Annotated in this window: 27 protein-coding genes; 12 read left to right on the top strand and 15 right to left on the bottom strand. The window is 59.6% G+C overall.

The genetic code is table 11. The annotated features are described in order from the left end of the window. Positions 1–144: 144 nt before the first annotated feature. Complete coding sequence (locus C9990_RS23310) at positions 145–834, top strand: VacJ family lipoprotein (RefSeq protein ID WP_065901968.1); 690 nt, start codon at positions 145–147, stop codon at positions 832–834. A gap of 62 nt (positions 835–896) precedes the next feature. Here C9990_RS23310 and C9990_RS23305 read toward each other — a convergent pair whose 3' ends face one another. Then, entirely contained in the window at positions 897–1,193 is a 297-nt protein-coding gene (locus C9990_RS23305; protein WP_065901966.1) for a PilZ domain-containing protein, read from the bottom strand. 276 nt (positions 1,194–1,469) lie between these two features. Here C9990_RS23305 and rssB point away from each other — a divergent pair, with 276 nt between their 5' ends. Both rssB and rssC read left to right on the top strand, forming a co-directional pair. Next, on the top strand, positions 1,470–2,651 hold the full coding sequence (gene rssB, locus C9990_RS23295) for a two-component system response regulator RssB (RefSeq protein ID WP_106804806.1): 1,182 nt from the start codon (positions 1,470–1,472) through the stop codon (positions 2,649–2,651). Then, on the top strand, positions 2,651–3,133 hold the full coding sequence (gene rssC / locus C9990_RS23290) for an anti-sigma factor antagonist RssC (protein ID WP_003172602.1): 483 nt from the start codon (positions 2,651–2,653) through the stop codon (positions 3,131–3,133). Before rssB ends, rssC begins: the two co-directional genes overlap by 1 nt. A 183-nt stretch (positions 3,134–3,316) precedes the next feature. Here the strand turns inward: rssC and tal are convergent, their stop codons facing one another. The 3 genes from tal to C9990_RS23270 all read right to left on the bottom strand — a co-directional run bounded on the left by tal (position 3,317) and on the right by C9990_RS23270 (position 6,677). Continuing rightward, positions 3,317–4,243 carry a transaldolase gene (tal, locus tag C9990_RS23280; RefSeq protein WP_065901958.1) on the bottom strand — a complete coding sequence of 309 codons (927 nt, stop codon included), beginning with the start codon at positions 4,241–4,243 and terminating at the stop codon, positions 3,317–3,319. 380 nt (positions 4,244–4,623) lie between these two features. Beyond that, entirely contained in the window at positions 4,624–5,619 is a 996-nt protein-coding gene (dusA, locus tag C9990_RS23275) for a tRNA dihydrouridine(20/20a) synthase DusA (RefSeq protein WP_106804805.1), read from the bottom strand. Positions 5,620–6,014: 395 nt separating this feature from the next. Beyond that, complete coding sequence (locus tag C9990_RS23270) at positions 6,015–6,677, bottom strand: Wzz/FepE/Etk N-terminal domain-containing protein (protein ID WP_106804804.1); 663 nt, start codon at positions 6,675–6,677, stop codon at positions 6,015–6,017. Positions 6,678–6,932: 255 nt separating this feature from the next. On the opposite strand from C9990_RS23270, the gene C9990_RS23265 reads away from it, so the two are divergent. Next, the gene (locus C9990_RS23265) at positions 6,933–7,139 is read left to right on the top strand and encodes a hypothetical protein (protein ID WP_065901909.1); all 207 of its coding nucleotides are present in this window, start codon (positions 6,933–6,935) and stop codon (positions 7,137–7,139) included. Between the two features lie 38 nt (positions 7,140–7,177). Here the strand turns inward: C9990_RS23265 and C9990_RS23260 are convergent, their stop codons facing one another. Continuing rightward, entirely contained in the window at positions 7,178–8,365 is a 1,188-nt protein-coding gene (locus tag C9990_RS23260; protein WP_106804803.1) for an MFS transporter, read from the bottom strand. Positions 8,366–8,858: 493 nt separating this feature from the next. On the opposite strand from C9990_RS23260, the gene mqo reads away from it, so the two are divergent. Beyond that, the gene (mqo, locus tag C9990_RS23255; RefSeq protein ID WP_065901904.1) at positions 8,859–10,505 is read left to right on the top strand and encodes a malate dehydrogenase (quinone); all 1,647 of its coding nucleotides are present in this window, start codon (positions 8,859–8,861) and stop codon (positions 10,503–10,505) included. Positions 10,506–10,576: 71 nt separating this feature from the next. Here the strand turns inward: mqo and C9990_RS23250 are convergent, their stop codons facing one another. Further along, on the bottom strand, positions 10,577–11,413 hold the full coding sequence (locus tag C9990_RS23250; protein ID WP_106804802.1) for a LysR substrate-binding domain-containing protein: 837 nt from the start codon (positions 11,411–11,413) through the stop codon (positions 10,577–10,579). 98 nt (positions 11,414–11,511) lie between these two features. On the opposite strand from C9990_RS23250, the gene C9990_RS23245 reads away from it, so the two are divergent. Together C9990_RS23245 and C9990_RS23240 are read left to right on the top strand one after the other, a co-directional pair. Further along, the gene (locus C9990_RS23245; protein ID WP_106804801.1) at positions 11,512–12,411 is read left to right on the top strand and encodes a DMT family transporter; all 900 of its coding nucleotides are present in this window, start codon (positions 11,512–11,514) and stop codon (positions 12,409–12,411) included. Positions 12,412–12,542: 131 nt separating this feature from the next. Then, entirely contained in the window at positions 12,543–12,872 is a 330-nt protein-coding gene (locus C9990_RS23240; RefSeq protein WP_157955096.1) for a YXWGXW repeat-containing protein, read from the top strand. 55 nt (positions 12,873–12,927) lie between these two features. Here the strand turns inward: C9990_RS23240 and C9990_RS23235 are convergent, their stop codons facing one another. The 3 genes from C9990_RS23235 to C9990_RS23225 all read right to left on the bottom strand — a co-directional run bounded on the left by C9990_RS23235 (position 12,928) and on the right by C9990_RS23225 (position 14,023). Beyond that, positions 12,928–13,302: a hypothetical protein gene (locus C9990_RS23235; RefSeq protein ID WP_106804800.1), complete on the bottom strand. Its 375-nt coding sequence runs from the start codon at positions 13,300–13,302 to the stop codon at positions 12,928–12,930. Positions 13,303–13,373: 71 nt separating this feature from the next. Continuing rightward, entirely contained in the window at positions 13,374–13,769 is a 396-nt protein-coding gene (locus tag C9990_RS23230; RefSeq protein WP_065901895.1) for a PIN domain-containing protein, read from the bottom strand. Further along, positions 13,766–14,023: an AbrB/MazE/SpoVT family DNA-binding domain-containing protein gene (locus C9990_RS23225; RefSeq protein WP_065901893.1), complete on the bottom strand. Its 258-nt coding sequence runs from the start codon at positions 14,021–14,023 to the stop codon at positions 13,766–13,768. The genes C9990_RS23230 and C9990_RS23225 overlap by 4 nt, the downstream gene beginning before the upstream one ends. A gap of 145 nt (positions 14,024–14,168) precedes the next feature. Between C9990_RS23225 and C9990_RS23220 the strand changes: the two genes are divergently transcribed. Further along, entirely contained in the window at positions 14,169–14,561 is a 393-nt protein-coding gene (locus C9990_RS23220; protein WP_106804799.1) for a RidA family protein, read from the top strand. 1 nt (position 14,562) lies between these two features. Here the strand turns inward: C9990_RS23220 and ppnN are convergent, their stop codons facing one another. Both ppnN and C9990_RS23210 read right to left on the bottom strand, forming a co-directional pair. Then, positions 14,563–15,936 (bottom strand): nucleotide 5'-monophosphate nucleosidase PpnN, encoded by a 1,374-nt coding sequence (gene ppnN / locus C9990_RS23215; protein WP_065901886.1) that lies wholly within the window; start codon positions 15,934–15,936, stop codon positions 14,563–14,565. 151 nt (positions 15,937–16,087) lie between these two features. Next, positions 16,088–16,912, bottom strand: coding sequence for an aspartyl/asparaginyl beta-hydroxylase domain-containing protein (locus C9990_RS23210; RefSeq protein WP_106804798.1), 825 nt, complete (start codon positions 16,910–16,912; stop codon positions 16,088–16,090). 310 nt (positions 16,913–17,222) lie between these two features. Between C9990_RS23210 and fabV the strand changes: the two genes are divergently transcribed. Next, on the top strand, positions 17,223–18,416 hold the full coding sequence (gene fabV, locus C9990_RS23205; RefSeq protein WP_106804797.1) for an enoyl-ACP reductase FabV: 1,194 nt from the start codon (positions 17,223–17,225) through the stop codon (positions 18,414–18,416). A 53-nt stretch (positions 18,417–18,469) separates the two neighbouring features. Here the strand turns inward: fabV and C9990_RS23200 are convergent, their stop codons facing one another. Further along, positions 18,470–19,702, bottom strand: a complete 1,233-nt coding sequence (locus C9990_RS23200) for an anthrax toxin-like adenylyl cyclase domain-containing protein (RefSeq protein WP_106804796.1) — start codon at positions 19,700–19,702, stop codon at positions 18,470–18,472. Between the two features lie 304 nt (positions 19,703–20,006). On the opposite strand from C9990_RS23200, the gene C9990_RS23195 reads away from it, so the two are divergent. Next, on the top strand, positions 20,007–20,630 hold the full coding sequence (locus C9990_RS23195) for an HAD family phosphatase (RefSeq protein WP_065901880.1): 624 nt from the start codon (positions 20,007–20,009) through the stop codon (positions 20,628–20,630). Here C9990_RS23195 and C9990_RS23190 read toward each other — a convergent pair. Continuing rightward, entirely contained in the window at positions 20,627–21,532 is a 906-nt protein-coding gene (locus C9990_RS23190) for a LysR family transcriptional regulator (RefSeq protein ID WP_065901875.1), read from the bottom strand. The two genes, C9990_RS23195 and C9990_RS23190, sit on opposite strands and share 4 nt — an antisense overlap. A 103-nt stretch (positions 21,533–21,635) precedes the next feature. On the opposite strand from C9990_RS23190, the gene C9990_RS23185 reads away from it, so the two are divergent. Further along, a complete protein-coding gene (locus C9990_RS23185) occupies positions 21,636–22,805 on the top strand; it encodes an aspartate aminotransferase family protein (RefSeq protein ID WP_106804795.1) in 1,170 nt (389 codons plus the stop codon). Between the two features lie 60 nt (positions 22,806–22,865). On the opposite strand, the gene punR is transcribed toward C9990_RS23185, so the two are convergent. Continuing rightward, a complete protein-coding gene (gene punR, locus C9990_RS23180) occupies positions 22,866–23,780 on the bottom strand; it encodes a DNA-binding transcriptional activator PunR (protein WP_065901871.1) in 915 nt (304 codons plus the stop codon). Positions 23,781–23,902: 122 nt separating this feature from the next. On the opposite strand from punR, the gene punC reads away from it, so the two are divergent. Next, positions 23,903–25,093 (top strand): purine nucleoside transporter PunC, encoded by a 1,191-nt coding sequence (punC, locus tag C9990_RS23175; protein ID WP_106804794.1) that lies wholly within the window; start codon positions 23,903–23,905, stop codon positions 25,091–25,093. Between the two features lie 102 nt (positions 25,094–25,195). Here the strand turns inward: punC and C9990_RS23170 are convergent, their stop codons facing one another. Further along, entirely contained in the window at positions 25,196–26,029 is an 834-nt protein-coding gene (locus C9990_RS23170; protein ID WP_106804793.1) for a nucleoside-binding protein, read from the bottom strand. Positions 26,030–26,168 lie beyond the last annotated feature (139 nt).

The raw sequence follows: 26,168 nt of genomic DNA, 5'->3' as shown, positions 1-26,168 counted from the left end.
ATGACAGCAGGGTTAATTGTAGGAATTTTGTGCATTTCCCGTATGTCGTTTCCTGCATGCTGCCTAATTGGACACTTCCGTCATATACTGGCCGTCTTATTCAGGGCATAGCGCCCATGACAGACCATTCAAGGAGCAAAAGCTATGCGCTGGAGCCACTACTTCGCTCAGCTGTCGGTGTGTGCCACTGTGCTGCTGGCGCCGTTCGCCGCACAGGCCGCGTCCGAAGACGATCCATGGGAGAGCGTCAACCGCCCGATCTTCACCTTCAACGACACCGTTGATACCTACGCGCTCAAGCCGTTGGCCCAGGGCTATCAGTTTGTGACTCCTCAATTCGTGCAGGACGGCGTGCACAACTTCTTCCGCAACATCGGCGATGTCGGCAACCTGGCCAACAACGTGCTGCAACTCAAGCCACATGCGGCGGGTGTGGACACGGCTCGCCTGCTGATGAACACCACCTTCGGTGTGCTGGGCTTTATCGACGTCGGCACTAAAATGGGGCTGCAGCGCAGTGACGAAGACTTCGGCCAGACCCTCGGCTACTGGGGCGTCGGCAGCGGGCCTTACGTGATGCTGCCGTTGCTGGGCCCGAGCACCTTGCGTGACGCGCCGTCCAAGTACGTGGACAGCTACACCCAACCGTACCGCTACATGAACGATATCGGCTGGCGCAACAGCACCTTCGGCCTGAATATCGTGGACACCCGTGCCAGCCTGCTCGACAGCGAGAAGCTGATCACCGGCGACAAATACACGTTTATCCGCAACGCCTACCTGCAGAACCGTGAGTTCAAGGTCAAGGATGGCAAGGTCGTCGACGACTTCTAAGTCGTGACGTTTTGAAATGAAAAAAGGCGACCCTGGCGGTCGCCTTTTTTTGTGCGCACTTTTCAGTGCATTTTCAAGATCTTGAGGCCCAGTTGCTGCTCCTCACCGGTGGTCTTGGTCCAGACCACTTCGGTGTCCGCCTCCAACCCCTTGAGTGCGGCGTGCTCCGATTCGATGCGCACCGTCAGGTGGTCGCCCGCCTTGAATTGGCGAGGCGCCTGGACCTGCATCCCGGAGCTTGAAAGGTCCACGCACACCCCGGCAATCTCCTGCCCGGCGTGGATAAGAGACACATCGGCATCCACGCGCATGCGGATGAAATCGCGTTTTTCGGCGTAGTCGCGCTCGTGTTCGCTCATGGGTTCCATCCTTACTTTGTGTTGTGGTCGTGCCCGTTCTTATAACTCCCGGTGATTTGCGGTGTAAAGACGCCCGGCGACCATCGGCATGAGCTTGAAACCCCTGGCGGATGGGAGTACCGTCTGCGCCTTAGAAGGGCACCTCTGCTTTACCGTTGTGCGTGGGCCAAAATCCCGTATGTTGTAGGACAGAGAGGCTAGAAAGCGAATCCAGTACGTGCGCCCGACCATTGCCGAGCCACCTACGCCAACCTAATTCTGGCGCCGTTTGCCCACATGCAAAAAACCAGTGCCACGCTGCTGATAATCGATGACGACGAAGTAGTGCGCGCGAGCCTCGCGGCCTATTTGGAAGACAGTGGCTTCAGCGTCCTGCAGGCCAGCAATGGCCAACAGGGTCTCCAAGTGTTCGAGCGCGACAAGCCCGACCTCGTGATCTGCGACCTGCGCATGCCCCAGATGGGCGGCCTCGAGCTGATTCGCCAGGTGACCGAGCTTGCCCCGCAGACGCCGGTGATTGTCGTGTCCGGTGCCGGGGTGATGAACGATGCCGTCGAGGCCTTGCGCCTGGGCGCTGCCGACTACCTGATCAAGCCCCTGGAAGACCTGGCGGTGCTGGAGCACTCGGTACGTCGCGCCCTGGACCGTGCACGCCTGTTGTTGGAAAACCAGCGTTACCGCGAAAAGCTCGAAACCGCCAACCGCGAACTCGAAGCCAGCCTGAACCTGCTCCAGGAAGACCAGAACGCCGGTCGCCAGGTGCAGATGAACATGTTGCCGGTCAGCCCGTGGACCATCGACGAATTCCAGTTCGCTCACCAGATCATCCCGTCGTTGTACCTGTCGGGTGATTTCGTCGACTACTTCCGTGTTGATGAGCGGCGTGTCGCGTTTTACCTGGCCGATGTTTCCGGCCATGGCGCATCCTCTGCCTTTGTAACCGTGTTGTTGAAGTTCATGACCACACGGCTGTTGTTCGAATCCAAGCGCAATGGCACCTTGCCGGAGTTCACCCCCTCCGAGGTGTTGGGCCACATCAACCGGGGCTTGATCAGCTGCAAGCTGGGCAAGCACGTGACGATGGTAGGCGGCGTGATTGATGAAGAAACCGGTCTTTTGACCTACAGCATCGGCGGTCACCTGCCGATGCCGGTTTTGTACACTCCCGACAGTGTGCGCTACCTGGAAGGGCGTGGCCTGCCCGTAGGCTTGTTCAATGAAGCGACCTACGAAGACCACATCCTGGAGCTGCCACCGGCGTTCAGCCTGACGCTGATGTCCGATGGCATCCTGGACCTGCTTCCAGAGCCTACACTCAAAGAGAAAGAGGCTGCCTTGCCCCAAAAGGTCAAGTCGGCGGGCGGCAGCCTGGATGGCCTGCGGCAGGTTTTTGGATTGGCCACGCTAGGGGAGATGCCGGATGATATCGCCCTATTGGTGTTGAGCAGGAATCTTTGATGAGTACCGGAAGAATCCAATTCGCCGAGCAAGACGGGACCTTCGTCCTGAAGTTTGTCGGTGAAGTGCGCCTGACCTTGTGTTCGGCGCTGGATGCGACGATTGAGCGGATTTTCACAGCGTTGAATTTTTCGGCGATCGTGATCGATCTGACCGAAACCCGCAGCATCGATAGCACCACCCTTGGGTTGTTGGCCAAGTTGTCCATTCTGTCTCGGCAGAAGGTCGGCCTGTTGCCGACGGTCGTCACCACCCATGAAGACATCACCCGTCTGCTGCAGTCCATGGGTTTTGACCAGGTGTTCAACATCGTTGATCGCCCGATCCCATGCCCTGAATGCCTGACCGACCTGCCTTCCCAGGATCAGTCCGAGGAAGTGGTGCGGGTCAAGGTGCTGGAAGCGCACAAGATCCTGATGGGCCTGAACGAGTCCAATCGCGAAGCGTTCCACGACCTCGTGAATGCCCTCGAACGCCACTGACCTGAATTTTAACGGTAGGCGCTGGCTTGCCACGATGGCGGCGTGTCGGTCACCTTATCCGTTGCTGCCGCTCCCGTGAGCAAGCGTGCGCCTGCAGCTTGAACAGTGGCCGGCTCAAGATTGATGAAACACAAAAAAGGGCGGTACCCGCGAGGGTGCCGCCCTTTTTGCTACCGCCGCTTTTTACAGCTTGGCAGTCAGCAACGCCTCCAGCTTCTCCTGGTCGCGAGCAAACTGACGAATACCCTCGGCCAGCTTCTCGGTGGCCATCGCATCCTCGTTGGACTCCCAACGGAACTGCGCTTCTGTCAGATGCACACGGGCTTCGCCGGCATGGCCTGGCGAAAGCTTGCGCTCCAGCTTGCCTTCATCGGCTGCCAGCTTCTCCAGCAGGTCCGGGCTGATGGTCAGGCGATCACACCCGGCCAGCTCTTCGATCTGGCTCAGATTGCGGAAGCTCGCCCCCATCACCACCGTCTTGTAGCCATTGGCCTTGTAGTAGTTGTAGATGCGCGTTACCGACTGCACACCTGGGTCTTCGGCGCCGGTGTAGTCATTGCCATTGGCCTTCTTGTACCAGTCATAGATACGGCCCACGAACGGCGAGATCAGGAACACGCCGGCTTCTGCGCATGCTACGGCCTGGGCGAAGGAGAACAGCAGCGTCAGGTTGGTCTGGATGCCTTCTTTCTCGAGCTTCTCCGCCGCGCGGATACCTTCCCAGGTGGAGGCGATCTTGATCAGCACGCGATCACGGCCAACACCAGCCTTGTCGTACAGGTCGATCAGGCGATGCGCACGCTTGAGCACGGCGTCGGTATCGAATGACAGGCGCGCATCCACTTCGGTGGAGATGCGCCCAGGCACCACTTTCAGGATCTCCTGGCCGACGGCCACTGCAAACCGGTCGCTGGCCAGGCCGACATCACCGTTGCAGTCCTTCACGCACTCATCCAGCAGCTTGGCATAGCCTGGAATCGAGGCGGCCTTGAGCAGCAGGGAAGGGTTGGTGGTGGCGTCTTGCGGCTTGAGCTTGGCGAGGGTTGAGAAATCGCCGGTATCGGCTACGACAGTGGTGAATTGCTTGAGTTGTTCCAGCTTGGAAGTCATGGGCGTGCTCTGTCCTATGGGTCTGATGACATTACCCGAGCGCTGGCAGGCGCTCAAGGGCGCAAATGCGTTCGATCGTTTGCGAGGGCAACAACCTGAAAACAGCCGTTTGAATGACTGATCTTGCTGGTAAATAGGAGGGCAAAACGGCCGGCAGGTTCAACCCAACTGCCCTGCGGGCAACGCAGCCCCGTGGAAGCCGTCTCCCTGAGGCGAGCAGGCTTGCCCTGCGTTGGGTCGCGCAGCGGCCCTAGACCTATGAACGCGTTCCAACTGAAAAATCGCACCAGTCCTACTGGGGGCGCTTCGCACCCCAACGCAGGGCAAGCCTGCTCGCCACAACAGCCCAGCCACTCAACATTTCCCTGACACGCAGCCCATCAGCGCCCCTCCAACAACTCCCCAGCCTGGTCCAGCAACGCCAAAGGGTCCGTGGCTTTATGAATGTCCACCGACAACAACTGCCGAAACTTGCGCGCCCCGGGGAAGCCCGTGCCGAGTCCCAGCACATGCCGTGTGATGTGATGCATCGAGCCGCCCGTGGCCAAGTGCTGCGCAATATAAGGCCGCAACTGCGCCAGCGCCTCAGCGCGGCTGATCACCGGCTGCGAGCTGCCATACAACTGCTGATCCACCTCTGCCAGCAAATACGGATTGTGATAGGCCTCGCGGCCGAGCATTACGCCGTCAAATGTCTGCAAGTGCTCGTGGCACTGCTCCAGCGTCTTGATCCCGCCATTGAGGATGATCTCCAGCTCGGCAAAATCCTGCTTCAACTGCGCCGCCACGTCATAACGCAACGGTGGAATGTCCCGATTCTCCTTGGGCGACAACCCCTCCAGGATCGCAATCCGCGCATGCACGGTAAAACTGGTGCAGCCCGCGTCCTTGACCTGCCCGACGAAATCACACAGCTCGGCGTAACTGTCCCGGCCGTTGATCCCGATACGATGCTTCACCGTCACTGGAATCGACACTGCATCGCGCATCGCCTTCACACAATCGGCCACCAGGGCAGGGTGACCCATCAGGCACGCGCCAATCATGTTGTTCTGCACGCGGTCGCTGGGGCAACCCACGTTCAGGTTCACCTCGTCATACCCCGCAGCTTCGGCCATGCGCGCGCACGCAGCCAGATCCGCCGGCACACTGCCGCCCAACTGCAACGCAAGCGGGTGCTCGGCTTCGTTGTGACGCAGGAAGCGTTCGTGATCGCCGTGCAGGATTGCGCCGGTGGTGACCATCTCGGTGTAGAGCAGGGCGTGCTTGGAGAGCAGGCGCAGGAAGTACCGGCAGTGGCGGTCGGTCCAATCCATCATCGGGGCGACGGAAAAGCGGCGGGACAAGGGTTGCGATAAAGCGCTGGTCGGGGACATTGGACAATCTGAGTGGGTAAGGCAGAGGGGGCGAGTTTATCAGGAATCAAGGGCAGGATTCGTGCTCTGCCTGCCCTGGTCCAGGATGCCCGGCTTCAATCATTGCGTCATGACATTCCCTTGATGAAAAATCTTGCGCTTGGCGAGGCGGCTGGTGGTTGCAAGCCTGCATGCCAGACGACCGAAAAGAGGGGGGGGGGCTCCTCGCCCGCGCGCGCAAAAAACACTGTGAATAAAGAGTGGCGCAGTGCGATAATGGCTCAAGGCCATCACCTGCTTTCTTATAAGTACTATTAATGAAAACGACATTTTCTGCGAAATTGTTTATTTTTTTTGTTGCATCGCTGTTGGTCTGCACTATCTATTTTCTGGTTGAAGCATTTCTGTAGCGCACTTCACGTCCGGCGGGCGTGTTGGTGTTGCTGTATGAGAAATCTACTGATCACGAACAAGCTGCCTAATATCAAGCCTAAAAAGCCACCTAGAAAGGTGAATTTTTTTGAGGGTCTGGTATTGGCGGCTTTTACGTCGTCGAGGGCGTTGAACGCGCGCACGTTATTATCAGAAGCCAAGGCGGGTAAGTTCAGCGCGATGGCGTCCGTGTTCGCTGTATCCAACGCGGATTTGAGTTGGGATCGCGCCAGCGCTTCAGTGGTCGCGGTGGCCGATGCGATATACAGGATAGCCTCGTTTTTACCTGTCTTCGGCGCTGTTTCCTTCACGTTAACCGACTGCGCCGCCATCACGCCCATGGCCGTATAGAACATGTCGTTTTGTATGGAGCTGTAGAGCTCGGTTTCCTGCGGTGGTGTATTCGCTTGGGCGCTTGCATCGTTGTCTTTAACTGCTTTATATAAACTATAGAGCGAAGACTTGGTGATGTAAGTACTGGCAGTCCATTGTTCGGGAGCCGTCGCATTGATTGCAAATGAGACAGCCGCGCCCGCGACGGTGGTGGCTATAACGGTTTTCTTACTTGACCACAAGGCGAGGAGAAGTGGAATAAGGTCTATTTCATCATCAGTGGAACGCGGTTTTGAATTCGTTGAAATGCTCACGAAAAATTCCTTTCTTTACGTTCCCGGAGTGTAGAGAAAAAACCGCCATATGCCATGTATTCATCTCATTGCCAATAAATGCGAATAATTCCTGTTTGTTCTGGTGGGTGTTGTTTCAAACGACTGCCCGCGTATTGATTGCAGCCTGAACCACAGCTGTCACGTAGAGAAACTTCATGATGCCTGGCAACCCACAGGCATAGGATCATCCGCACGACACAATCGTTCACGCTTGAGCCGCCAGGGATCTGAAAAATGCGCTTGAACCTTATAAAAACCATGCTTATTGCCGGTGTTGTGCTGCTCAGTGGTTGCGCGGGCGTCAGCACCAGTACATGCCTTTCCGAAGGCTGTCAGTCGTTCGATGGCCATGGCGCCGCGAATGCGACCAAGGTGAACGTTGGCGGGAGCGGGTTGGGCAGTAGTTTCAGCCAGTACAGCTCAGGATTGCTGCACGATTAAACCCGTGATCGGGGCAGGGTTGCCTGCCCCTTTTTCGTTCAATGACCGCCCTGCATCCGTCGCGCGATCAGGTAAACGCCCAGCCCAACCAGCGCCGTGGCCGCGCCGATATACCCGGTGCTGGTCCAACCCAGCCCCGCTGTAATCGCCATGCCGCCAAACCACGGGCCCAGCGCGTTGGCCAGGTTGAACGCAGCATGGTTGGACGCAGCCGCCAGGCTCGGTGCTTCGTGCGCGATATCCATCAGGCGGATTTGCAGCGGTGCGGCCAGTGACACCATGGTGCCGACCAGGCCGATGCCCAGCAGCACGCCCCAGAGCGACCCGGCGGCGAATGGGAAGAACAGCAGCACCGCCATCGACCACACCAGAATCAACCCCACCGCCCGAAATTGCAGGCGATCAAACAGCTTGCCGCCGGCAATGTTGCCGATAATCCCGCCGACGCCAAATGCGGCCAGCCCGAACGGAATCCATTGCGGTGACACCTTGGTGACTTCAAGCATCGTCGGCGCCAGGTAGCTGAACACGCAGAACATCCCGGCAAAGCCGATGGCGCCAATGGCCAGGGCCATCCACACCTGAGGTTTGGTGAAGGCGCGCAGTTCCTTGCGCGGGTCGCTGCGCGGTTCATCGCGGCGATCGGGGACGTAGCGCCAGACCAGCGCAATCGTGCACACGGCGATGGCACTGACCAGTGCAAATGCCGAACGCCAGCCCAGATACTGGCCGAGGAAGGTGGCAATCGGGTTGCCCAGCAGCATCGCCAGGGTCAGCCCCATCATTACCCGCGCGACGGCGCCGGCGCGTTTGTCGGTGGGCACCATGCTGGAGGCGACAACGGCAGCGATGCCAAAGTAGGCGCCATGGGGCAGGCCACTGATAAAGCGGAAAGCCACCAGTGAACCAAAGGTCGGGGTGAACGCCGTGGCCAGGTTGCCCAAGGCATACAGCCCCATCAACAGCAGCAACATATGTTTGCGCAGCAGTTTGGCGCCGAGGATTGCCAGCAGTGGCGCGCCGACCATCACGCCCAGGGCATAGGCACTGATGGCGTGGCCGACCTGGGGTTCGCTGAGGTTGAGGTTGTGGGCAATGTCGGGCATCAGGCCCATGATGGCGAATTCGCCGGTACCGATAGCGAAAGCGCCCACGGCCATGGCCGCTTCCATTTTGGCGGCACTGCGCGCGGGCAGCACGTGCCCGGGAGTTTGGTGGATAGACATGGATCGCTCTGTTTGGATGAATGGCACGAAGGAGAGCCGCCGATGCTACGCAAGCAGCGACGAAGGTGTCTAGAACAGCCTTTTTCGGCAGAGTTCCATCGCCCTGGCCACCCTGTGACCCCACGTCGCGCCCATCGGGCTTGACAGTAAAGCGTTAAAACCCGCGATTTAGAGCTGTCAATTGGCCAAACAGCGCATAACCGCTGTTTGGCGTGATATTCTGCGCGCCGTCTTGGTCTAGTCTTTCTCCGGTGCGTACACCCGTATACGTCCCGGTGATTGGCTGTCGCCCAGGTAGCTGAAGCCAATAATGATAAGAAGTCAGCGCAGAAGGGACATAAAAGTGAGGTCGACACGTCGGCCTTGTGTGCCCACCCTGCGGTCCCCGAATGAATGTGCACACCCCGCGATGCGTTGCCTGGCGCAGCGTGATTGAGGGGTGCCCATGATCCGGATCGGCAGGGCGGATGGCGTTTTATCATAGGTGCTACTGATGTTTAAAAAAGTAAACACTGCCCTGCTGGGGCTGGCTTTGTCGCTGGGGATAACGTCCGTTCACGCGGAAGAGGCAAAGAAAGTCGATGTGCTGCTGATCGGCGGCGGCATCATGAGTGCGACCCTGGGTGTATGGCTCAATGAGCTGCAGCCGGACTGGTCGATGGAAATGGTCGAGCGCCTCGACGGCGTGGCCGAAGAAAGCTCCAACGGCTGGAACAACGCCGGTACCGGTCACTCGGCCCTGGCTGAGCTGAACTACACCCCCGAAGACAAGAACGGCAACGTTGAGATCCCTAAAGCGGTCGAAATCAACGAAGCGTTCCAGATCTCCCGTCAGTTCTGGTCCTGGCAGGTCCAGCAGGGCGTGCTGAAGAACCCGCGTTCGTTCATCAACTCCACGCCGCACATGAGCTTTGTGTGGGGCGATGACAACATCAAGTTCCTCAAGAAGCGTTACGAAGCACTGAAAGCCAGCCCGCTGTTTGCCGGCATGCAGTACTCCGAAGACCCGGCGCAGATCGCCAAGTGGGTTCCGCTGATGATGGAAGGGCGTGACCCGAACCAGAAAATCGCGGCCACCTGGACCCCGATCGGCACCGACGTGAACTTCGGCGAGATCACCCGCCAGTTCGTCGCTCACCTGCAAACCACGCCGAAGTTTGATCTGAAACTGTCGAGCGAAGTGCAGGACATCACCAAGAACGCCGACGGTTCGTGGCGCGTCAGCTACAAAAACCTGAAAGACGGCACCAAGACTGAAACCGACGCCAAGTTCGTGTTCATCGGCGCTGGCGGCGGTGCCTTGCACCTGCTGCAGAAGTCGGGCATCCCGGAAGCCAAGGAATACGCCGGCTTCCCGGTGGGTGGTTCGTTCTTGGTGACTGATAACCCAGCCATCGCCGAGCAGCACCTGGCCAAGGCCTACGGCAAGGCTTCGGTTGGCGCGCCACCGATGTCGGTTCCGCACCTGGACACCCGCGTGCTTGATGGCAAGCGCGTAATCCTGTTTGGCCCATTCGCGACCTTCTCGACCAAATTCCTGAAAGAAGGCTCGTACCTGGACCTGCTGACCAGCACCACCACCCACAACATCTGGCCAATGACCAAAGTCGGTATTCGCGAATACCCACTGGTCGAGTACCTTGCCGGCCAACTGATGCTGTCGGATGACGACCGCTACAACGCGCTGAAAGAGTACTTCCCGAACGCCAAGAAAGAAGACTGGCGCCTGTGGCAAGCCGGTCAGCGCGTGCAGATCATCAAGCGTGACGAAGAGCAGGGCGGCGTCCTGAAACTCGGTACCGAAGTGGTCAGCTCCGCCGACAACACCATCGCAGGCCTGTTGGGTGCATCGCCAGGCGCGTCCACCGCGGCTCCGATCATGCTGACTGTGCTGCAGAAAGTGTTCAAGGACAAGGTCGCGACCCCTGAGTGGCAGGAAAAACTGCACCAGATCGTACCGAGCTACGGCACCAAGCTGAACGACAGTCCTGAGGCTGTTGCCAAGGAATGGGCGTACACCGCCGGTATCCTGCAACTGACCCCACCGCCTGCGATTCCGCAGCTCACCGCTCCAAAGGCCACCGAGGCTGCCAAGCCTGCGGCTGAGCCGAGCAAGCCGGCTTCTGACCTGGCGCTGTAAGCCAAGTACCGAGCCTGTGTAAAAAGCCCGCTGAACCGGTGACGGTCAACGGGCTTTTTTGTGCGCAGTGTCTACACCTTGAAGTGCCTGACTTGCTCATGCAGGTGCAACGCCAATGCATTGCCGGTATCGCAGAGGAGGTACAGGTGCTGCGCCGACAGCGGCGGCAGTTCCGTCATGTGTTTCAACCCTTCGCCCATGCGACTTTTTTCCATCAGGCCTACCGCTACGCCACTGCGCACACAGGCTTCAACCGCTGATGAGTTGGGGCTCTCCAGCAACACACGGTGGTAAACCCCGTGATCCTTCAACGCCTGTAAGGCCGCCGCGCGGTAGGGGCAGCCGGCGACAGGCACGGCGATCGGCAGTGCCGCATTCGACGCACAGCTAAAGCCCTCGGCCGCAACCCACAACGGTTGAACCGACCCCAGGCGTTCGCCCTGTGCCAGCGGTTGTGCGCTCACGGTAATGGCCAGGTCCAGTTGGTTTGCCATGAATAAATTCAACAATTCACCACTGGTACGTGCTTCTACTTCCAGTTCGAGCAGCGGGTTGTCGGCGATCAAGTCGGGCAGGAATTCCTGCATGAATGCCGGTGCGTAGGTGTCGGGAATGCCCAGGCGGATTTTGCCCTGCATGCGCTGGGGCATCAGCGTGATCAGCAGGCGGTCGTGGCTCTTGAGAAATTCGGTGGTTTCGCCGAGGAGTTTCAGGCCGTACAGCGTCAGCTCCACACCCTGGTTGCTACGGCTGAACAGGCGTTGGCCGACTTGGTCTTCGAGTTTTTGAATCTGCGTGGTCACGGTCGACGCGCTGCGGTGCACATGTTCGGCCGCCTCGTTGAAGCGCCGAAAGCGCGCAACGGCGTGGAAGGTGCGTAACAAGTCGATATTCAATTGTCTGGCCATGATTCCACTATTACGGATTGGTAGTGCAGCTTATTCAAATATACAGAATCATGCGTGGCCCTTAGCCTTTCAGTCAACGTGCACTGGCCGGAGGCTTCATGACGCGATCAACCTTAAAGCGGCTGCTGTTGCAGGTGGCGTTCGTGCTGTCGTGGAGCTCAGGCTATATCGGCGCCAAATTGGGCACGCAGGGTAGTGGTGCGTTCAACTTGCTGTTCTGGCGTTTCCTGTTGGTCTCGGTGTGCCTGGGACTGTTCCTCAATGTGAGGTTATTGCGGGTCGCGTGGGCACAGGTTCGCCATTACGCCGTGATCGGGTTTCTCTCGCAGTTCCTGTATCTGAGTTGTCTCTATGTCGCGATTCAGAATGGCTTGCCGCCCGGCATCGCGGCGATCATCGCCGCGTTGCAGCCGTTGATGACGGCAGCATTGTCGACCGGCAGCGCTACCGAGCGCAGTGGGGGCTGGCAGTGGATCGGCCTGATGATCAGCTTCGCTGGCGTTTCCATCGTGATAGCTGGACAGCATGGCAGTGATGCGGGCAGCGTCGGCTGGGTCATGTACGTGTTGCCACTCGCCGCGGCATTGGGGCTGACGCTGGCGACCCTGTATGAGCGCCGCACGGTGCAAAAAACCGACGCTGGGTTGGTGTTGCCGCTGTTCATCCAGTCGCTGCTGACCTTGATCGGCTTTACCGGCGCCGTGCTCTACACCGACACGCTGAGTATTCCCCACGACCCTGACGTGTTGATCTCAATCGTCTGGCTCACCGTGTTCTCGACCTTCGTCGCCTATTTGAGCCTGTGGATGCTGCTGCGCGTGATGACCGCTACCCACGTGGCCGCGCTGGTCTATCTGGAGCCGCCGGTCACCCTGGTGTGGGCGGCACTGATGTTTGGCGACGTGATCCATGCGCCGACCTACGCCGGCATTGCCGTGGTCGCCGCCGGGCTGCTGTTGGTGCGCCTGAAACGACCGACCGTCGCGTGCAGCACTTGAGGGCTGTGGGTTCAGCAAGCTGACAGACACCTCCTGTTAAAAAGTACCCAGGGCCAAGCAGGAGCGTGGCTGCAACAAGGGGGCATTTTTCAGCGATGCAGGTACTGGGCGCCAGCGCCCGAGGATTGTTTATGTGGCTACGTTATGCGGCACTGGCGGCCATGGTCGTCGCGGCATCCGGGTGTGTGCAAGAACGCGTTGTGCATGAGCGCAGGCCGGTGCAACGTGAGTATGTCGAAGTCGTCGCGCCGCAACCGCCGCCGGTGCAAGTGATTGAAGTCGAGCCGCCGGTTCGCTACGGCTACATCTGGTCACGCGGTTACTGGCGTTGGGAAGGTGGGCGCTACGTCGCGGTGCACGGCCATTGGGAGCCGGTGCGCGAAGGTTATCGCTATGTGCATCCGCATTGGGTGCAGCGCAATGATGGGTATCACTGGCAGGCGGGTGGTTGGGTTCGCTGACCCCGGCTGAATCGGTAGCGTTTTTGCAGGCGCAAGCTTGCGCCTGCAAAAAACCTTAAATCGGCTTCTGGGTACCCAGCAGCCGAACTTCCCGCAACAGCGCCGCGCCCAATTGATCGGTGCCCAACTCCCTATAACCCACCGCCTTGACCTCGCCATTCTCCTCTGCCTGGATGAGGATCACCGGGGTTTCCTTGCCGGTGGCTTCGTCCACATGCATGGCGTACTGGGGAATATCCAGCTTGATCGGTGTACCCGCCGCCTGGCCTTTCACGTTGATCAGGAAGGCGGCGCAACCGGTATCGACATCCATGCTGGTGGCGGAGCGGCCGCTGACAAAGCAGCTCTTCGGCAGGTCGGGCCAGGTGATGGTGTCGGCCAGGACGAGGGTCGGGGCGATGGCCAGGGCGGCGAGTAGAAACGTGCGCACGTCAGTCTTTCTCTCGATCAAGGTTAGAAACGGTTTTTACCAAAGCCCGCCCGTAGTCGCAACGCTGCGGTTCAGCCCAGGCGTTTCATGCCCGTTGTCTTGATCGCGTTGAGGTCGAAGGTGGCCGTGTACTTGCAACCGGCGGCATGGGCGCAGCGTTCGATCAGGCAGTCTGCAAAGTCGGCCTTGTTCGCCACAAACTTGCGCAGTGCCTGCCAGATGATCTCCCCATGCTCCACGGTCAATTCGCGGGTGCGTAGCAGGGTTTCCAGTACCGTCACCACATCGCTCTTGGCCGACTGGTAGCAGCTTTGCAGCACCCACACCAATTCCACGATCGACACCATGCTGACAAAGCCGGGCGAGGCGGTGGTCAGCGATTCGATCAGCTCGGATGCCTTGGCGGATTGAACCGGATCATCCTGGGTGACGTAGCGCACCAGCACATTGGTATCCAGTCCGATCATCCGGCTTTTGCCCCCTGTGCTGCGATGGCCTGGTTCATCTCCTCGATGGAAACGGCCTTGGCAGGTTTGCGGATCAAGCCCTTGAGGTCCTGAACCCTGTGGCTCGCGGCAATGATGGAAAACTGCCCGTTTTCCATTTCAACAAACTCGACCCGGTCGCCTGTTTCCAGGCCAAGGGCTGTCCTGACTTGGACAGGAATGGTGATTTGACCTTTCGAGGTCAGTGTGGCGGTCGCCATAGTGAAGATCTCCATCGTTATATTCCTTACCTTAGGGTAAGGAGTGACAGAGGACAATATCCGTTGGTCCATAGGTCGCTCATCTGGTGTGGGTTAGTCGGAACAGGTAAAACACTAGTCCGAACTGTTCCCGCCCACAGGGTTTAAAGAGATACAAACCATGACCGACCGCTTTCTCATCATTCCCCCTTCCATGCACCCCATCGTCGAGCGCGCCGGCTACGTGCCGGCGGTCAAGGTCGGCAAGACGTTGTACTGCGCAGGCCAGGTCGGGCGGACGGCTGCGTTGGCGGTGATCGAGGACCCCGAGGCGCAGTTCGTCGCGGCCTGGGAGAATCTGCGGGAGGTTCTGGAGGAGGGTGGCTGCACCTTCGACGACGTGGTGGACATGACCACCTATCACGTCAAAATGAGCCAGCACATGGCGGTTTTTCGCGAGGTGAAAAACCGTCTGTTCCCACGCGGGCATTGCGCCTGGACCACGATCGGAGTGTCTGAACTGGCACACCCCGGTCTGCTGGTGGAAATCAAATGTGTGGCGGTACAACGCTAATTCATTGCACCACGCGGTAGCACGGTACGTACGCCGCGCCGCCCGGTAGCTTCATGCGGTGCTGGGCGACGAAAGCCTGCAATAGCTCGTCCAGCGGTTTCATGATGGCCGGGTCGCCGTGGATCTCATACGGACCATGCTGCTCGATCAGGCGGATGCCCTTGTCCTTGACGTTGCCTGCCACGATCCCCGAGAACGCGCGGCGCAAGTTGGCGGCGAGTTCGTGGGGCGGCAGCGCGTGGCTCAGTTGCAGGCTGGCCATGTTGGCGTGGGTCGGGTCGAACGGGCGCTGGAAACCTTCGTCGATTTTCAGCAGCCAGTTGAAATGGAACGCGTCATTGCGCTCGCGACGGAACTGTTTCACCGCCTTGAGACCCGCGGTCATCTGCCGCGCCACTTCGGCCGGGTCGTCGATGATGATCTGGTAGTGCGCCTGTGCGGCCTCGCCCAATGTCGCGCCGACGAAGGCATGCAGTTGTTGCAGGTACGGCGCGGCGTGCTTCGGCCCGGTGAGGATGACCGGGAACGGCAGGTCGCGGTTGTCCGGGTGCATGAGGATGCCCAGCAGGTACAGGAACTCTTCGGCCGTGCCGGCGCCGCCTGGGAAGATGATGATGCCGTGGCCGACACGCACGAACGCTTCCAGGCGCTTCTCGATGTCCGGCAGGATCACCAGTTCATTGACGATCGGGTTCGGCGCTTCGGCGGCGATGATGCCCGGCTCGGTCAGGCCCAGGTAGCGGCCGCCGGTAATTCGTTGTTTGGCGTGGGAAATGGTCGCGCCTTTCATCGGACCTTTCATCACGCCAGGGCCGCAACCGGTGCACACGTCCAGACTGCGCAGGCCGAGTTCGTGGCCGACTTTCTTGGTGTATTTGTATTCTTCGGTATTGATCGAGTGCCCGCCCCAGCACACCACGATTTTCGGCTCGACACCCGGGCGCAGCGTGCGCGCATTGCGCAGCAGGTGGAACACGTAGTCGGTGATGCCCTGGGAGTTGCTCAGGTCGATGCGCTGGCTGTCCAGCTCGTTCTCGGTGTAGACGATGTCGCGCAGGGCGCTGAACAGCATCTCGCGGGTACTGGCGATCATCTCGCCATCGACGAAAGCGTCGGCCGGTGCGTTCAGCAGCTCCAGGCGCACGCCGCGATCCTGCTGGTGGATGCGCACTTCAAAATCTTTGTAGGCGTCGAGGATGGTCTTGGCGTTGTCGATATGCGCGCCGGTGTTGAGGATCGCCAGGGCGCATTGGCGGAAGAGGGTGTAGATGCTGCCGGTACCGGCTTCGCTCAGTTGCTGGACTTCACGTTGCGACAGGGTTTCGAGGCTGCCCTTGGGGCTGACGGAGGCATTGATGACTTGACGTTGGGGCATTCTGATTCCTTGAAAGCACAGCCACCGCGCCCGATAGAACTACGCGATGGCTTGAGAATGATGGGCGCCGAAAACGGTCGCACGAGACGATTATTTACCTCAGGCATGCCGCCGAGTGCAAACACCGTCCAGCACCATCATGCCGCAGAAGTTACTGAATCAGCTTCCAGTTTTTGTAGAAAACCCGACGCAGGGTAAAGACCAGCCCGGCAAACCCCGCGATCACGGCGTTCAATACTGAAGGCAGCGGAGTCGGCCGTACGATATCGATAAACAGGCAGTAGCGTTTTGCATCATTCTTGTTGAAGGACGCGTGCATCAGCGTGTCATCGAAGATAAACAGCGGGTCGTCGTGCCAGTAGTGTTTGTGCGTGCCCACCTGGATGTAGACGCCGTCGTGGTGGGGCGCCGGTGCCATGTTGTAGAGCACGCGAAACATCATGCGCAGCGGGCCAAAGTGGAAGGAGGTCGAACGGTTTTCATTGAACACCGATACGCCGACAGTCTTCACGAACGGCAGCTTCTCCCGCAGTTGCGGAATGTTCAGCGTGGTTTCGATCGGCCGTCCGTACCATTGGAAAAACAGCATGCCGCGCTTCTTCTCGGCCATGCGTTCATCCAGGTAACCGATGATTTCATCCTTGTGAGCCATGGCATCACTGATCACCTGCTGCAGGTCTGCGCGCCAGGCGGGCGGCAGGTCGTCCATCGTATACACGTGACGGTTGCGCGAACTCAGCAGGTCGAACAGCGTGTTGAACGGCGCCAGCAGCCAGGTGTTACGACCGCTGCCGATAAAGTATTTCTTGATGGTGGGCGCGTCATACAAGCCATTGCGCAGGAAATCGTAAATGCCGCAGACCAGCACCAGGCCGAGAAACACCAGAGTGGTTTCGGGGAAGACCGCAATAATCAGCAATACGCCCAATACCCAGGCGATCGATACGGCCTTTTTATGCAACGCAGACTTGTTCATGACACTCAGCTCCAGCAGGACGCCATTCGACAGGTCCGGATCCGTGGCCGCGAGTGGTGGGGGTTTGAAACATATTGAAACAACTACGTCATGATAAGGCGTTCAGTGCCGGAGAGGCGTTTTAAATCGTGCAAAATTGTGAAGGCTCTACACCGTTTTTAACCGTTGCCCCGCGTGAGTGGATTGGATTTTGTAAACGGAAGATTTGCGACTATCGTGACGCTTCGGTTTTTCAGGCGTCATAGACCGGTACGATTGAAGTTGAATGGCCACCATTGGCCTTCGGCACCTTGGAAGAGGCAGAAATTTTATGATCATCAAACCGCGGGTTCGTGGCTTTATCTGTGTGACCGCTCACCCTGTTGGCTGTGAGGCGAACGTCAAGGAACAGATCGACTACGTCACCCAACACGGCGCCATCGAAGGCGGCCCGAAGAAGGTGCTGGTCCTCGGCGCTTCCACCGGCTACGGCCTGGCCGCGCGCATCAGTGCTGCGTTTGGCTGCGGCGCCGACACCCTGGGCGTGTTTTTTGAAAAAGAAGGCGAAGAAGGCAAGCTCAGCTCTGCCGGCTGGTACAACAGCGCCGCATTCGAGAAGTTTGCCGTCGAAAAAGGCCTGTACGCCAAGAGCATCAATGGCGATGCGTTCTCCGACGAGATCAAGCGCCTGACCATCGAAACCATCAAGAAAGACCTGGGCAAGATCGACCTGGTCGTCTACAGCCTGGCGGCGCCACGTCGCACTGACCCGCAGGGCGTGGTGCACAACTCCACCCTCAAGCCGATCGGCAAGGCCGTGACCCTGCGCGGGATCAACACCGACAAGGGCGTTGTGGTCGACACCACGCTCGAGCCGGCGACCCAGGAAGAAATCGACGGCACCGTAAAAGTCATGGGTGGCGAAGACTGGCAGCTGTGGATCGACGCCCTGCGTGACGCCGACGTGCTGGCCGAAGGCGCCAAGACCACCGCGTTCACCTACCTTGGTGAGAAGCTGACCCAGGATATCTACTGGAACGGCTCCATCGGCGAAGCCAAGAAAGACCTCGACAAGAAAGTCCTGACCCTGCGCGACAACCTCGCCGCACTGAAGGGCGACGCCCGCGTATCGGTGCTCAAGGCCGTGGTCACCCAGGCCAGTTCCGCGATCCCGATCATGCCGCTGTACCTGTCGTTGCTGTTCAAGGTGATGAAAGAGCAGGGCACCCACGAAGGCTGCATCGAGCAGGTCTACGGCCTGTTCAAGGACAGCCTGTACGGCACCGAGCCTAAGCTGGACGCCGACGGTCGCCTGCGCGCCGACCTGGCCGAGTTGGAGCCAAAGGTCCAGGACGCGGTAGCAGCCCTGTGGAACCAGGTTACCGACGACAATGTCAACGAGATCAGCGATTTTGCCGGCTACAAGGCTGAATTCCTGCGCTTGTTCGGCTTCGAGATCGATGGCGTGGACTACGACGCTGATGTAAACCCTACTGTGAAGATCAACGGCCTCATTAACGCGTAAGCGCAGTGAGTAGCAGCCTCGATCATCTGAATATCGAGGCTGCCGCCTGGCGCTCAGCTCCGGTCAAACGCTCGCGCCAGGCGCGCCTGCGCTTGGATGAAGCCTGGGCGTTTGACACTGATCACTTCTTTTTCCCACAGCGGATTCAGGGGCACGTGATAGCCGCTGTCTTTTGCGGTCCTTACCAGTTCTGCCATTTCCTTGCTGTTATTGATCAGGCAGATTTCGTCGAATTGGCCCAACTTGGCCGGCAGAAAAAAAGTCGCCGGATAGTTGGTCGCCACATCTGCAGCGGGGCTGCCTGAATCCGCGTTGTGGTGGACCACTCGCTCTGCATCGCCCACCAGCTTTTGGTTGATGAGCTCGATCATGTGCTTGATGCGCGGCGTGGCGTTACCGAGGTCGGGATCTTCTTTGCTATAAAAGTGGCCTGCGCTGTCAAAATCCGCGCGCAACGCTTCTGGCACTTGATAGTTGTCGACATCGGCGTGGCGATGCTTGTAGCTGTTGATGCGATCTGTGTAAACACTATGAGCGATATCGGGTACGGGGAGTCTGTCCTGGCGGCCGTAGTCGCTGATATGAGGCGCGATCGTGTGCAGGTCATAGTCTGCCGTCAATGCCTTGCCCTCCGGACTTTTCGCCAGCACGTGCACGGGCTTGCCCTCTTGGCTGATGACATAGCGCTCGTCTGAAGACGAAGCGCGCTTGCCTTCGAATACATACTGCTGCTGGCTGGGCCCCAGGGCCTTGAGGTGGATAGTGCCGTCGTCGTCGGGCAGCGTCAGCTCAGAGAGCTTGCCCAGGCCGAGCAATTCATCCAGGCGGGCGCGGGAGATCTCCAGTGGGACGCTTACTGCATGGCCATCGCGAATGCATGCCTGTATTTGCTCGTTGGCGCGTGCGATTTTCTCCGGTGCCAGTGTTGCAGACTTCTCGAGCTTGCTAAGTGCCTGGTCTGCGCAGATCAGACCCGCCTGCGGCCCCCAGTCAGCGCTTTTTCCTTTGATATGGAAGTCCTTGGTGGGGTGTCCTTCCCGTATCAATCCGGTGGCGACGGATTCCACCGGGCGGATACCAATGATGGTGTTGGTCTGTGTTGCGAGGCTTTGCAAGGGAATCAGGTGGTCCGACAGGATTCCGGTCCCGTCCTGGGCACGTGCTGCCGCCGCTTCCACTGAATTCAACGCCGATTGCGCGTGACTCTGCGGACTGGAAGGGCGGGGCTCCAAGGGCGCCTGATTGCGGCTGGATGCAGAGCAATGGGCGTTGATCACGTTTGTCATGGGGAGCTCCAACTGAGGTTTCAGCATACCGTTGGATAATCCTTTCCAGGCTGAGGCATTCCCTCCTTTGCACGTCGGACCCTAAACAGATCGGTTGGCCTGGGCTAAATAAAAAATATGACTACTTGTATGCCCTAAACTCGCGCGAGGGAGGTCAAAGCGCGATTATCGGGGATGCAGGCGCAGTTTATCTGTAGGTAAGCTGCGAAATTCCCAGAAGATTCCTACGTTTCTTTGTTCTTCTAGAAGCATGCCAGCATGCCAGACTGGTGTGCCTGTCACGCCACACTAAAGGGGAGGCCCCATGACCATTCGTGCAGTAGTCTTTGATTTCGGCGGTGTCCTGTTCGACTGGAACCCGCAGCACCTCTACCGTCAGCTGATTGCCGATGATCACGAGCGGCAACACTTTCTCGATACTGTCTGCACCCAGGCCTGGAACACCGAGCAGGACGCCGGCCGCAGCCTGGCAGAAGGCACTCGCCACCTCGTCGAGCAATACCCCGAACACGAACCCTTGATCCAGGCCTATTACGCCCGTTGGCACGAGATGCTGCGTGGCTCGTTGCCAGAAGGCGTGGCGATTCTCGAAGCGCTGCATGCCGCCGATATGCCGCTGTTCGGGCTCACCAATTGGTCCGCCGAGACCTTCCCTTATGCGCGGGCCAACTACCCGTTCCTGCAACGCCTGCGCGATATCGTGGTGTCGGGAGAGCTGAAGCTGATCAAGCCGGATGCGGCCATTTATCACGCGAGCCTCGCCCAGGTGCGTGCGCATCTGCCGGATATCCAGCCCGGTGAAGTGGTGTTTATCGACGACGTTGCCGGCAATATCGACGCTGCGGTCGCCTTGGGCTGGCAGGGCATTCACCATGTGTCGGCCGAGCGCACAGCAGCACGCCTGCGCGAGTTGGGTGTGAGCTTCTAGCGCGCCCATTTTTCCATGGCGAAATCCACAAAGGCGCGCAGTTTGGGCAGACGGTAGCGATCCTGTCTGTAGAGCAGGTGCATGGGGCGCGAGGGCAGTTGGTAGCCGGGTAACAGGGCCACCAGCTTGCCGCTCTCCAGGTCCGGTTGCACCAGCGCATCGGCCAGCATGATGATGCCCATGCCGTTGACGGCGGCCTGGCGCAAGCCTTGCGAGCTGTTGATGGTCAACGAGCCGGACACCGGCACCTCCACCTCGCCTTCCGCGCCGGTCATGCGCCAGAGTTTGTCGGTGTCTCGCCAGTTGTCGCTGGCCGGGTAGGCAAACGCCAGGCAGTCGTGCTGCTGCAGGTCGTCGGGTGTCTGCGGCGTGCCGCGACGCGCCAGGTACGCAGGTGATGCACACAGCGTGAGGGTGTAGGCCTGCAGGGGCCTGGCGATCAGGCTGGAAGTCTCCAGCTCGCCGAGGCGGATCGCCACGTCGAAGCCGCTGTCGACCAGGTCCATGCGCTCGTTGCTCAGCACCACGTACAGGTTGATCTGCGGGTAACGTTGGGCAAACTCGCTCAGGGCGGGCGTCAGGCGTTCGGTGCCGAACACCGGTGGCGCAGTGATGCGCAGGCTGCCTTTGGGGATTTCGCTGTGGGCCTGCTCCGCCAGTAGCTCGGAGTCGGCCACCAGGCCCAGCACCTCCAGGCATCGCTGGTAATACTGGCCGCCAAATTCCGTGAGGCTTTGCTTGCGGGTGGTGCGCTTGAGCAGGCTGACGCCCAGCCGCTGCTCCAGGGCGCGCAGGTGATTGCCGACCATGGTGGTCGACATCCCGCATTCGTGCGCGGCGGCCGTCATGCTGCCGGTCTCCACCACTTTCACGTACACCGACATTGCCTGGAACAGATCCATTATCAAGCCCTGGTTTAAAGTTATTGCAGAGTTGCGCAGTTTATCCAGCTCAGATGGCTAACGATACTGCAGGCATCTCAACGATGCACTGGAGCCCGCCACCATGACTGCCGCCTGCCTGATGACCACCTACCAACCCATGGCCCTGAGTTTTACCCGCGGCCTGGGCACGCGCCTGTGGGACCAGCAGGGGCGCGAATACCTGGACGCGGTGGCGGGTGTGGCAGTGACCAATGTCGGGCATTCCCACCCCAGGTTGGTGGCGGCCATCAGCGAGCAGGCCGGTTTGCTCTTACACACTTCCAACCTCTACAGCATCGACTGGCAGCAACGCCTGGCCGAGCGCCTGACCCAGCTGTCAGGTCTGGATCGCGCGTTCTTCAACAACTCCGGCGCCGAAGCCAACGAGACAGCGCTGAAGCTGGCGCGGTTGCACGGGTGGAAAAAAGGCATTGAAGAGCCGCTGGTGGTGGTGATGGAGAACGCTTTTCACGGCCGTACGCTGGGGACCATGGCCGCGAGCGATGGTCCGTCGGTGCGCTTGGGTTTCCAGCGTTTACCGGGGGATTTCCTCAAAGTGGGCTTTGGGGACTTGGCGGCGCTGGAGGCCATCACCCGGACGTTTGGGGCGCGTATCGCGGCGGTCCTGCTCGAGCCGATCCAGGGCGAAAGTGGCGTACTGCCGGCCCCCGCCGGCTATCTGCAAGCCCTGCGTGATCACTGCACACGCCATGGCTGGCTGATGATGCTCGACGAAATCCAGACCGGCATCGGCCGCACTGGTGCCTGGTTTGCGTTCCAGCATGAAGGCATCGTGCCCGATGTCATGACCCTGGCCAAAGGTCTCGGCAACGGAGTGCCCATCGGCGCCTGCCTGGCCCGCACCGCAGTGGCCCAGCTGTTTACCCCGGGCAGTCACGGCAGCACGTTTGGTGGCAATCCACTGGCCTGCCGGGTGGGCTGCACTGTGCTGGACATCATCGAAGAGCAGGGGTTGCTGCAGAACGCCGCGCTTCAGGGCGAACGCTTGCTGGCGCGGTTACGCGTGGAGTTGAGTGAACATCCGCAGGTGCTGGCGATTCGTGGGCAGGGCTTGATGATCGGGATCGAATTGGCGACCCCGTATCGCGACCTGTCGCAGCGGGCGGCCCAGGAGCATGGCCTGCTGATCAATGTCACGCGGGGCAAGGTCATTCGCCTGCTGCCGCCGCTGACGCTGGACGCCAAGGAAGTCGAGATGATCGTACGCGCCATTAGCCGCCTATTGGATTGAAGCGAGATCCGCCCTTGTAGGAACGAGCTTGTCCGCTCCTACGAGGGATCTTCATCATCCTCAGAGGTCGTTTCCGTTCAGCCACTCCTGGTTCATCGTTTCGGTATCTCCCAGGTATTCCAGCAACCAGGCCATGGCCGGGGACAGCTTGCCCTGTGCCCAGGCCACGCACGACGGGCTGGCCGGGAAGGGCCGCGACAGGTGCAGCGCCACCAATTCACCGCGTTCGATCCACGGCAGTACCTGGTGCGCCGGTGCCATGCCGACGCAGAGGCCGTCGCGCAGGCAATCAATGGCGGAGGCCCAGTTGGGCACCACCAGGCGGCGTTGGTTATCCAGAGTCCAGGTGTCGCGCTTGGGCAGGTTGCGAGAAGTGTCGGTCATGCACAACGAGGCGAATGGGCGCAGTTGGTCGTCATTGAGCAACCCTTGCATGGCCGCCAATGGATGTTTCGCGCTGACCACACACAGCCAGTTCAGCAAGCCCATGTCGCGAAAGGTGAAATGGCTGGCCACCGGCACCGCGCTGGTGGCACCGATGACGATATCGGTGCGCTCATCCGCCAGGGCATCCCACACGCCGTTGTACACCTCGTACTCCAGCAGCAATTCCACTTCAGGAAATTGCCGGTAGAAGTCCAGCACCAGTTGCCGACACCGCTGGGGCTTGACGATGGAGTCCACGGCCACCTTCAGCTGGCCGCTCCAGCCATTGGCAACCTGCTGGCACAAACGCCGGGTGCCGAGCATTTTTTTCATCACGCCGCGAGCTTCGTCGATAAACAGGCGGCCGGCGGGGGTCAGCTCGACGTCACGGTGGCGCCGTACAAACAATGGAACCGCCAGCCACTCCTCAAGCTGACGCACCGTATAGCTGATGGCCGACGGCACGCGGTGCAGTTCCTGGGCAGCGGCGCTGAAGCTGCCGTGGCGCGCCACGGCATCGACCACATCCAGGGAATATTCGGACCACATGGCGGCTGCCTTCAAAAATATTGATAAGAGTGTCCAATTATTATCGCTTCACACAAAAACTGTCAGCTTCATAATGGGCGCCAGTCAGCAAATAGTTTGATGGCAGGATCTACAAGGCTTCAATGAAAAATTCTTTTGGTTTTACCGGGTATCTGGCGGGGCTGAGCATGCTCGGCTATTTGGCGATGGACATGTACCTGCCGGCGTTCGGCGCCATGGGCGAGCAGCTGCAGATCAGCGCAGGCGCGGTCGGCGCCAGCTTGAGTATTTTCCTCGCGGGCTTTGCGCTGGGGCAATTGTTGTGGGGGCCGTTGTCCGATCGGCTGGGGCGCAAGCCGATCCTGCTCGCCGGCCTGAGCCTGTTCGTGCTCGGCTGTGCGGGGATGTTCTGGGTCGAAACGGCGCCGCAGTTGCTGGCCTTGAGGTTTATGCAAGCGGTGGGTGTGTGTGCCGCTGCCGTCAGTTGGCAGGCGCTGGTGATCGACCGCTACCCGGCCGACAAGGCTCACCGCGTGTTCGCCAGTATCATGCCGCTGATGTCGCTGTCGCCGGCCCTGGCGCCGCTGCTGGGCGCGATGGTACTGAATCACTTGGGGTGGCAGGCCATCTTCGGCGTATTGCTGGGAGTGTCGGTGTTGTTGCTGGTGCCGACCTTGTTCCTGCGCAGCCTGCCGAAACGTCCGATAGAAGAGGGCGAACCTACGCGTCTGGGGTATGGGCAATTGCTCACGTCCCGCGTGTTTACCGGCAATGTGATGATCTTTGCCGCGTGCTCGGCCAGCTTCTTCGCCTGGCTGACCGCTTCGCCGTTCATCCTTGGGGGCATGGGCTACAGCCCGAACGATATCGGCCTGAGCTACGTGCTGCCGACCCTCGCGTTCCTGATCGGCGGCTACAGCTGCCGCAGCGCCTTGCAGCGCTTCCAGGGCAAGACGCTGTTGCCGTGGCTGCTGCTGGCTTATTGCATCAGCATGGTTGCGTTGTACCTGGTCGCGACATTCACCGCGCCGACTCTCACCACGTTGCTGATTCCATTCTGCCTGATGGCGCTGGTCAACGGTGCCAGCTACCCGATTGTGGTAGCAAATGCACTGATGCCGTTTGCGGAAAACTCCGGCAAGGCGGCGGCCCTGCAAAACACCCTGCAACTGGGCCTGTGCTTTCTCAGCAGCCTGCTGGTGTCGTCGATGATCGATGAGCCGCTGATGATCACCGTGATCGTGATGCTGGCGACCGCACCGTTGGCGGTGCTGGGTTACTGGCTGGCGCGGCCGAAAACCGTGCATTCAGCGCTGGCGCCGGATCTGGAGTGACACCCCGGTCAAGCTGTAGGCGCTGGCTTGCCTGCAATGCGGACGACTGGGTGTATCAGGTACACCGAACCGATGCGGTCGCAGGCAGGCCAGCGCCTGCCGTCAGAAGGTGATTTCCAGGTTCACCGTCGGCGTTGAAGTGCGGCTGCCCCGGCCGCCGTCCACGCCGAACTTGTTATGCCAGTACTCGTAACCCACCCCGAGGTACAGGTTCGGCTTCACGCTTTTACCCGGTCGCACCGCCACCATCAGTGCAGTGCGCATCAGCGCTTCCGGTGCCGTGTCACGGCCATGGTAGTCCTCGCCTTTTTCCCCGACGTAATTGATGAACCCCTGGAATTTCGCCGCGTGGTTGGCGATCTCGAAAGGACGCATCCACGTCAGGTTGAGCATGTAGGTGTCATCGAAGGTGTGATTGGACTCCTGCGCGCCGGGGATGCCGGTGTGATTGCGTTCCTTGTAGTACATCAGGCTCAGGTCCAGCACCCCCACGGTGTTGAATTTCAGGGTAGGGCCGATCACCAGCGCACGTTTTTTCGCCGACGCGAAGTTGTTGTTGCGGTTGGCGTCGAAGCCCAGGGTCAGTGCGTAGTCCTTGATCAGGCCAGTGCCCAGCGGCCTATCGAACACCCGTGATGCATACAACTGGTGCCGGTACACCGCGTACACCTCGCTGCCCCCGTGGTCGGTGCCCTTGCGCGGGTCGCGGCTGTCGGACAGGAACACATCCAGGTTCAGAAAATTACTGCCGTATTTGTAGCCGCTGGCATGGGTAAAGCTGTAGATGCGCTTGCTGAATTCGTCGGGGTTATTCGGGTTGGTGAACTGCTGGCCGTAGCGAAATCCTACGCTGTTGTTCATCCATTCCACCGCGACAGCCTCCCCGCCGCCGAGGAGGGTGAGTGCGACGGTTGCTCCCTGTAGGGCTTTTTTCATTGTTATCGGTCCTTGGGCGTTCTGGCTCATCACGGCCGGATTATTTTTGTAACGCCGATGGAGGGTATCTTGTTCGGCGGATTGTATACAACTCTATGGACATCCACTCCAAATATTGCATACAGTGTCCGCACAACAA

Origin of the sequence: Pseudomonas sp. S5D5, from assembly GCF_003013355.1 — a bacterium.
In the GTDB taxonomy this organism is placed as follows: domain Bacteria; phylum Pseudomonadota; class Gammaproteobacteria; order Pseudomonadales; family Pseudomonadaceae; genus Aquipseudomonas; species Aquipseudomonas aylmerensis.
This window is presented reverse-complemented; position numbering and strand designations above follow the sequence as displayed.

Excerpts from the sequence above, each read along its gene's own strand:
- C9990_RS23310 (WP_065901968.1), top strand. The coding sequence starts at position 145 with ATGCGCTGGAGCCACTACTTCGCTCAGCTGTCGGTGTGTGCCACTGTG.
- C9990_RS23305 (WP_065901966.1), bottom strand. The coding sequence starts at position 1,193 with ATGAGCGAACACGAGCGCGACTACGCCGAAAAACGCGATTTCATCCGC.
- rssB (WP_106804806.1), top strand. The coding sequence starts at position 1,470 with ATGCAAAAAACCAGTGCCACGCTGCTGATAATCGATGACGACGAAGTA.
- rssC (WP_003172602.1), top strand. The coding sequence starts at position 2,651 with ATGAGTACCGGAAGAATCCAATTCGCCGAGCAAGACGGGACCTTCGTC.
- tal (WP_065901958.1), bottom strand. The coding sequence starts at position 4,243 with ATGACTTCCAAGCTGGAACAACTCAAGCAATTCACCACTGTCGTAGCC.
- dusA (WP_106804805.1), bottom strand. The coding sequence starts at position 5,619 with ATGTCCCCGACCAGCGCTTTATCGCAACCCTTGTCCCGCCGCTTTTCC.
- C9990_RS23265 (WP_065901909.1), top strand. The coding sequence starts at position 6,933 with ATGCGCTTGAACCTTATAAAAACCATGCTTATTGCCGGTGTTGTGCTG.
- C9990_RS23260 (WP_106804803.1), bottom strand. The coding sequence starts at position 8,365 with ATGTCTATCCACCAAACTCCCGGGCACGTGCTGCCCGCGCGCAGTGCC.
- mqo (WP_065901904.1), top strand. The coding sequence starts at position 8,859 with ATGTTTAAAAAAGTAAACACTGCCCTGCTGGGGCTGGCTTTGTCGCTG.
- C9990_RS23250 (WP_106804802.1), bottom strand. The coding sequence starts at position 11,413 with ATGGCCAGACAATTGAATATCGACTTGTTACGCACCTTCCACGCCGTT.
- C9990_RS23245 (WP_106804801.1), top strand. The coding sequence starts at position 11,512 with ATGACGCGATCAACCTTAAAGCGGCTGCTGTTGCAGGTGGCGTTCGTG.
- C9990_RS23240 (WP_157955096.1), top strand. The coding sequence starts at position 12,543 with ATGTGGCTACGTTATGCGGCACTGGCGGCCATGGTCGTCGCGGCATCC.
- C9990_RS23230 (WP_065901895.1), bottom strand. The coding sequence starts at position 13,769 with ATGATCGGACTGGATACCAATGTGCTGGTGCGCTACGTCACCCAGGAT.
- C9990_RS23225 (WP_065901893.1), bottom strand. The coding sequence starts at position 14,023 with ATGGAGATCTTCACTATGGCGACCGCCACACTGACCTCGAAAGGTCAA.
- C9990_RS23220 (WP_106804799.1), top strand. The coding sequence starts at position 14,169 with ATGACCGACCGCTTTCTCATCATTCCCCCTTCCATGCACCCCATCGTC.
- ppnN (WP_065901886.1), bottom strand. The coding sequence starts at position 15,936 with ATGCCCCAACGTCAAGTCATCAATGCCTCCGTCAGCCCCAAGGGCAGC.
- C9990_RS23210 (WP_106804798.1), bottom strand. The coding sequence starts at position 16,912 with ATGAACAAGTCTGCGTTGCATAAAAAGGCCGTATCGATCGCCTGGGTA.
- fabV (WP_106804797.1), top strand. The coding sequence starts at position 17,223 with ATGATCATCAAACCGCGGGTTCGTGGCTTTATCTGTGTGACCGCTCAC.
- C9990_RS23200 (WP_106804796.1), bottom strand. The coding sequence starts at position 19,702 with ATGACAAACGTGATCAACGCCCATTGCTCTGCATCCAGCCGCAATCAG.
- C9990_RS23195 (WP_065901880.1), top strand. The coding sequence starts at position 20,007 with ATGACCATTCGTGCAGTAGTCTTTGATTTCGGCGGTGTCCTGTTCGAC.
- C9990_RS23190 (WP_065901875.1), bottom strand. The coding sequence starts at position 21,532 with ATGGATCTGTTCCAGGCAATGTCGGTGTACGTGAAAGTGGTGGAGACC.
- C9990_RS23185 (WP_106804795.1), top strand. The coding sequence starts at position 21,636 with ATGACTGCCGCCTGCCTGATGACCACCTACCAACCCATGGCCCTGAGT.
- punR (WP_065901871.1), bottom strand. The coding sequence starts at position 23,780 with ATGTGGTCCGAATATTCCCTGGATGTGGTCGATGCCGTGGCGCGCCAC.
- punC (WP_106804794.1), top strand. The coding sequence starts at position 23,903 with ATGAAAAATTCTTTTGGTTTTACCGGGTATCTGGCGGGGCTGAGCATG.
- C9990_RS23170 (WP_106804793.1), bottom strand. The coding sequence starts at position 26,029 with ATGAAAAAAGCCCTACAGGGAGCAACCGTCGCACTCACCCTCCTCGGC.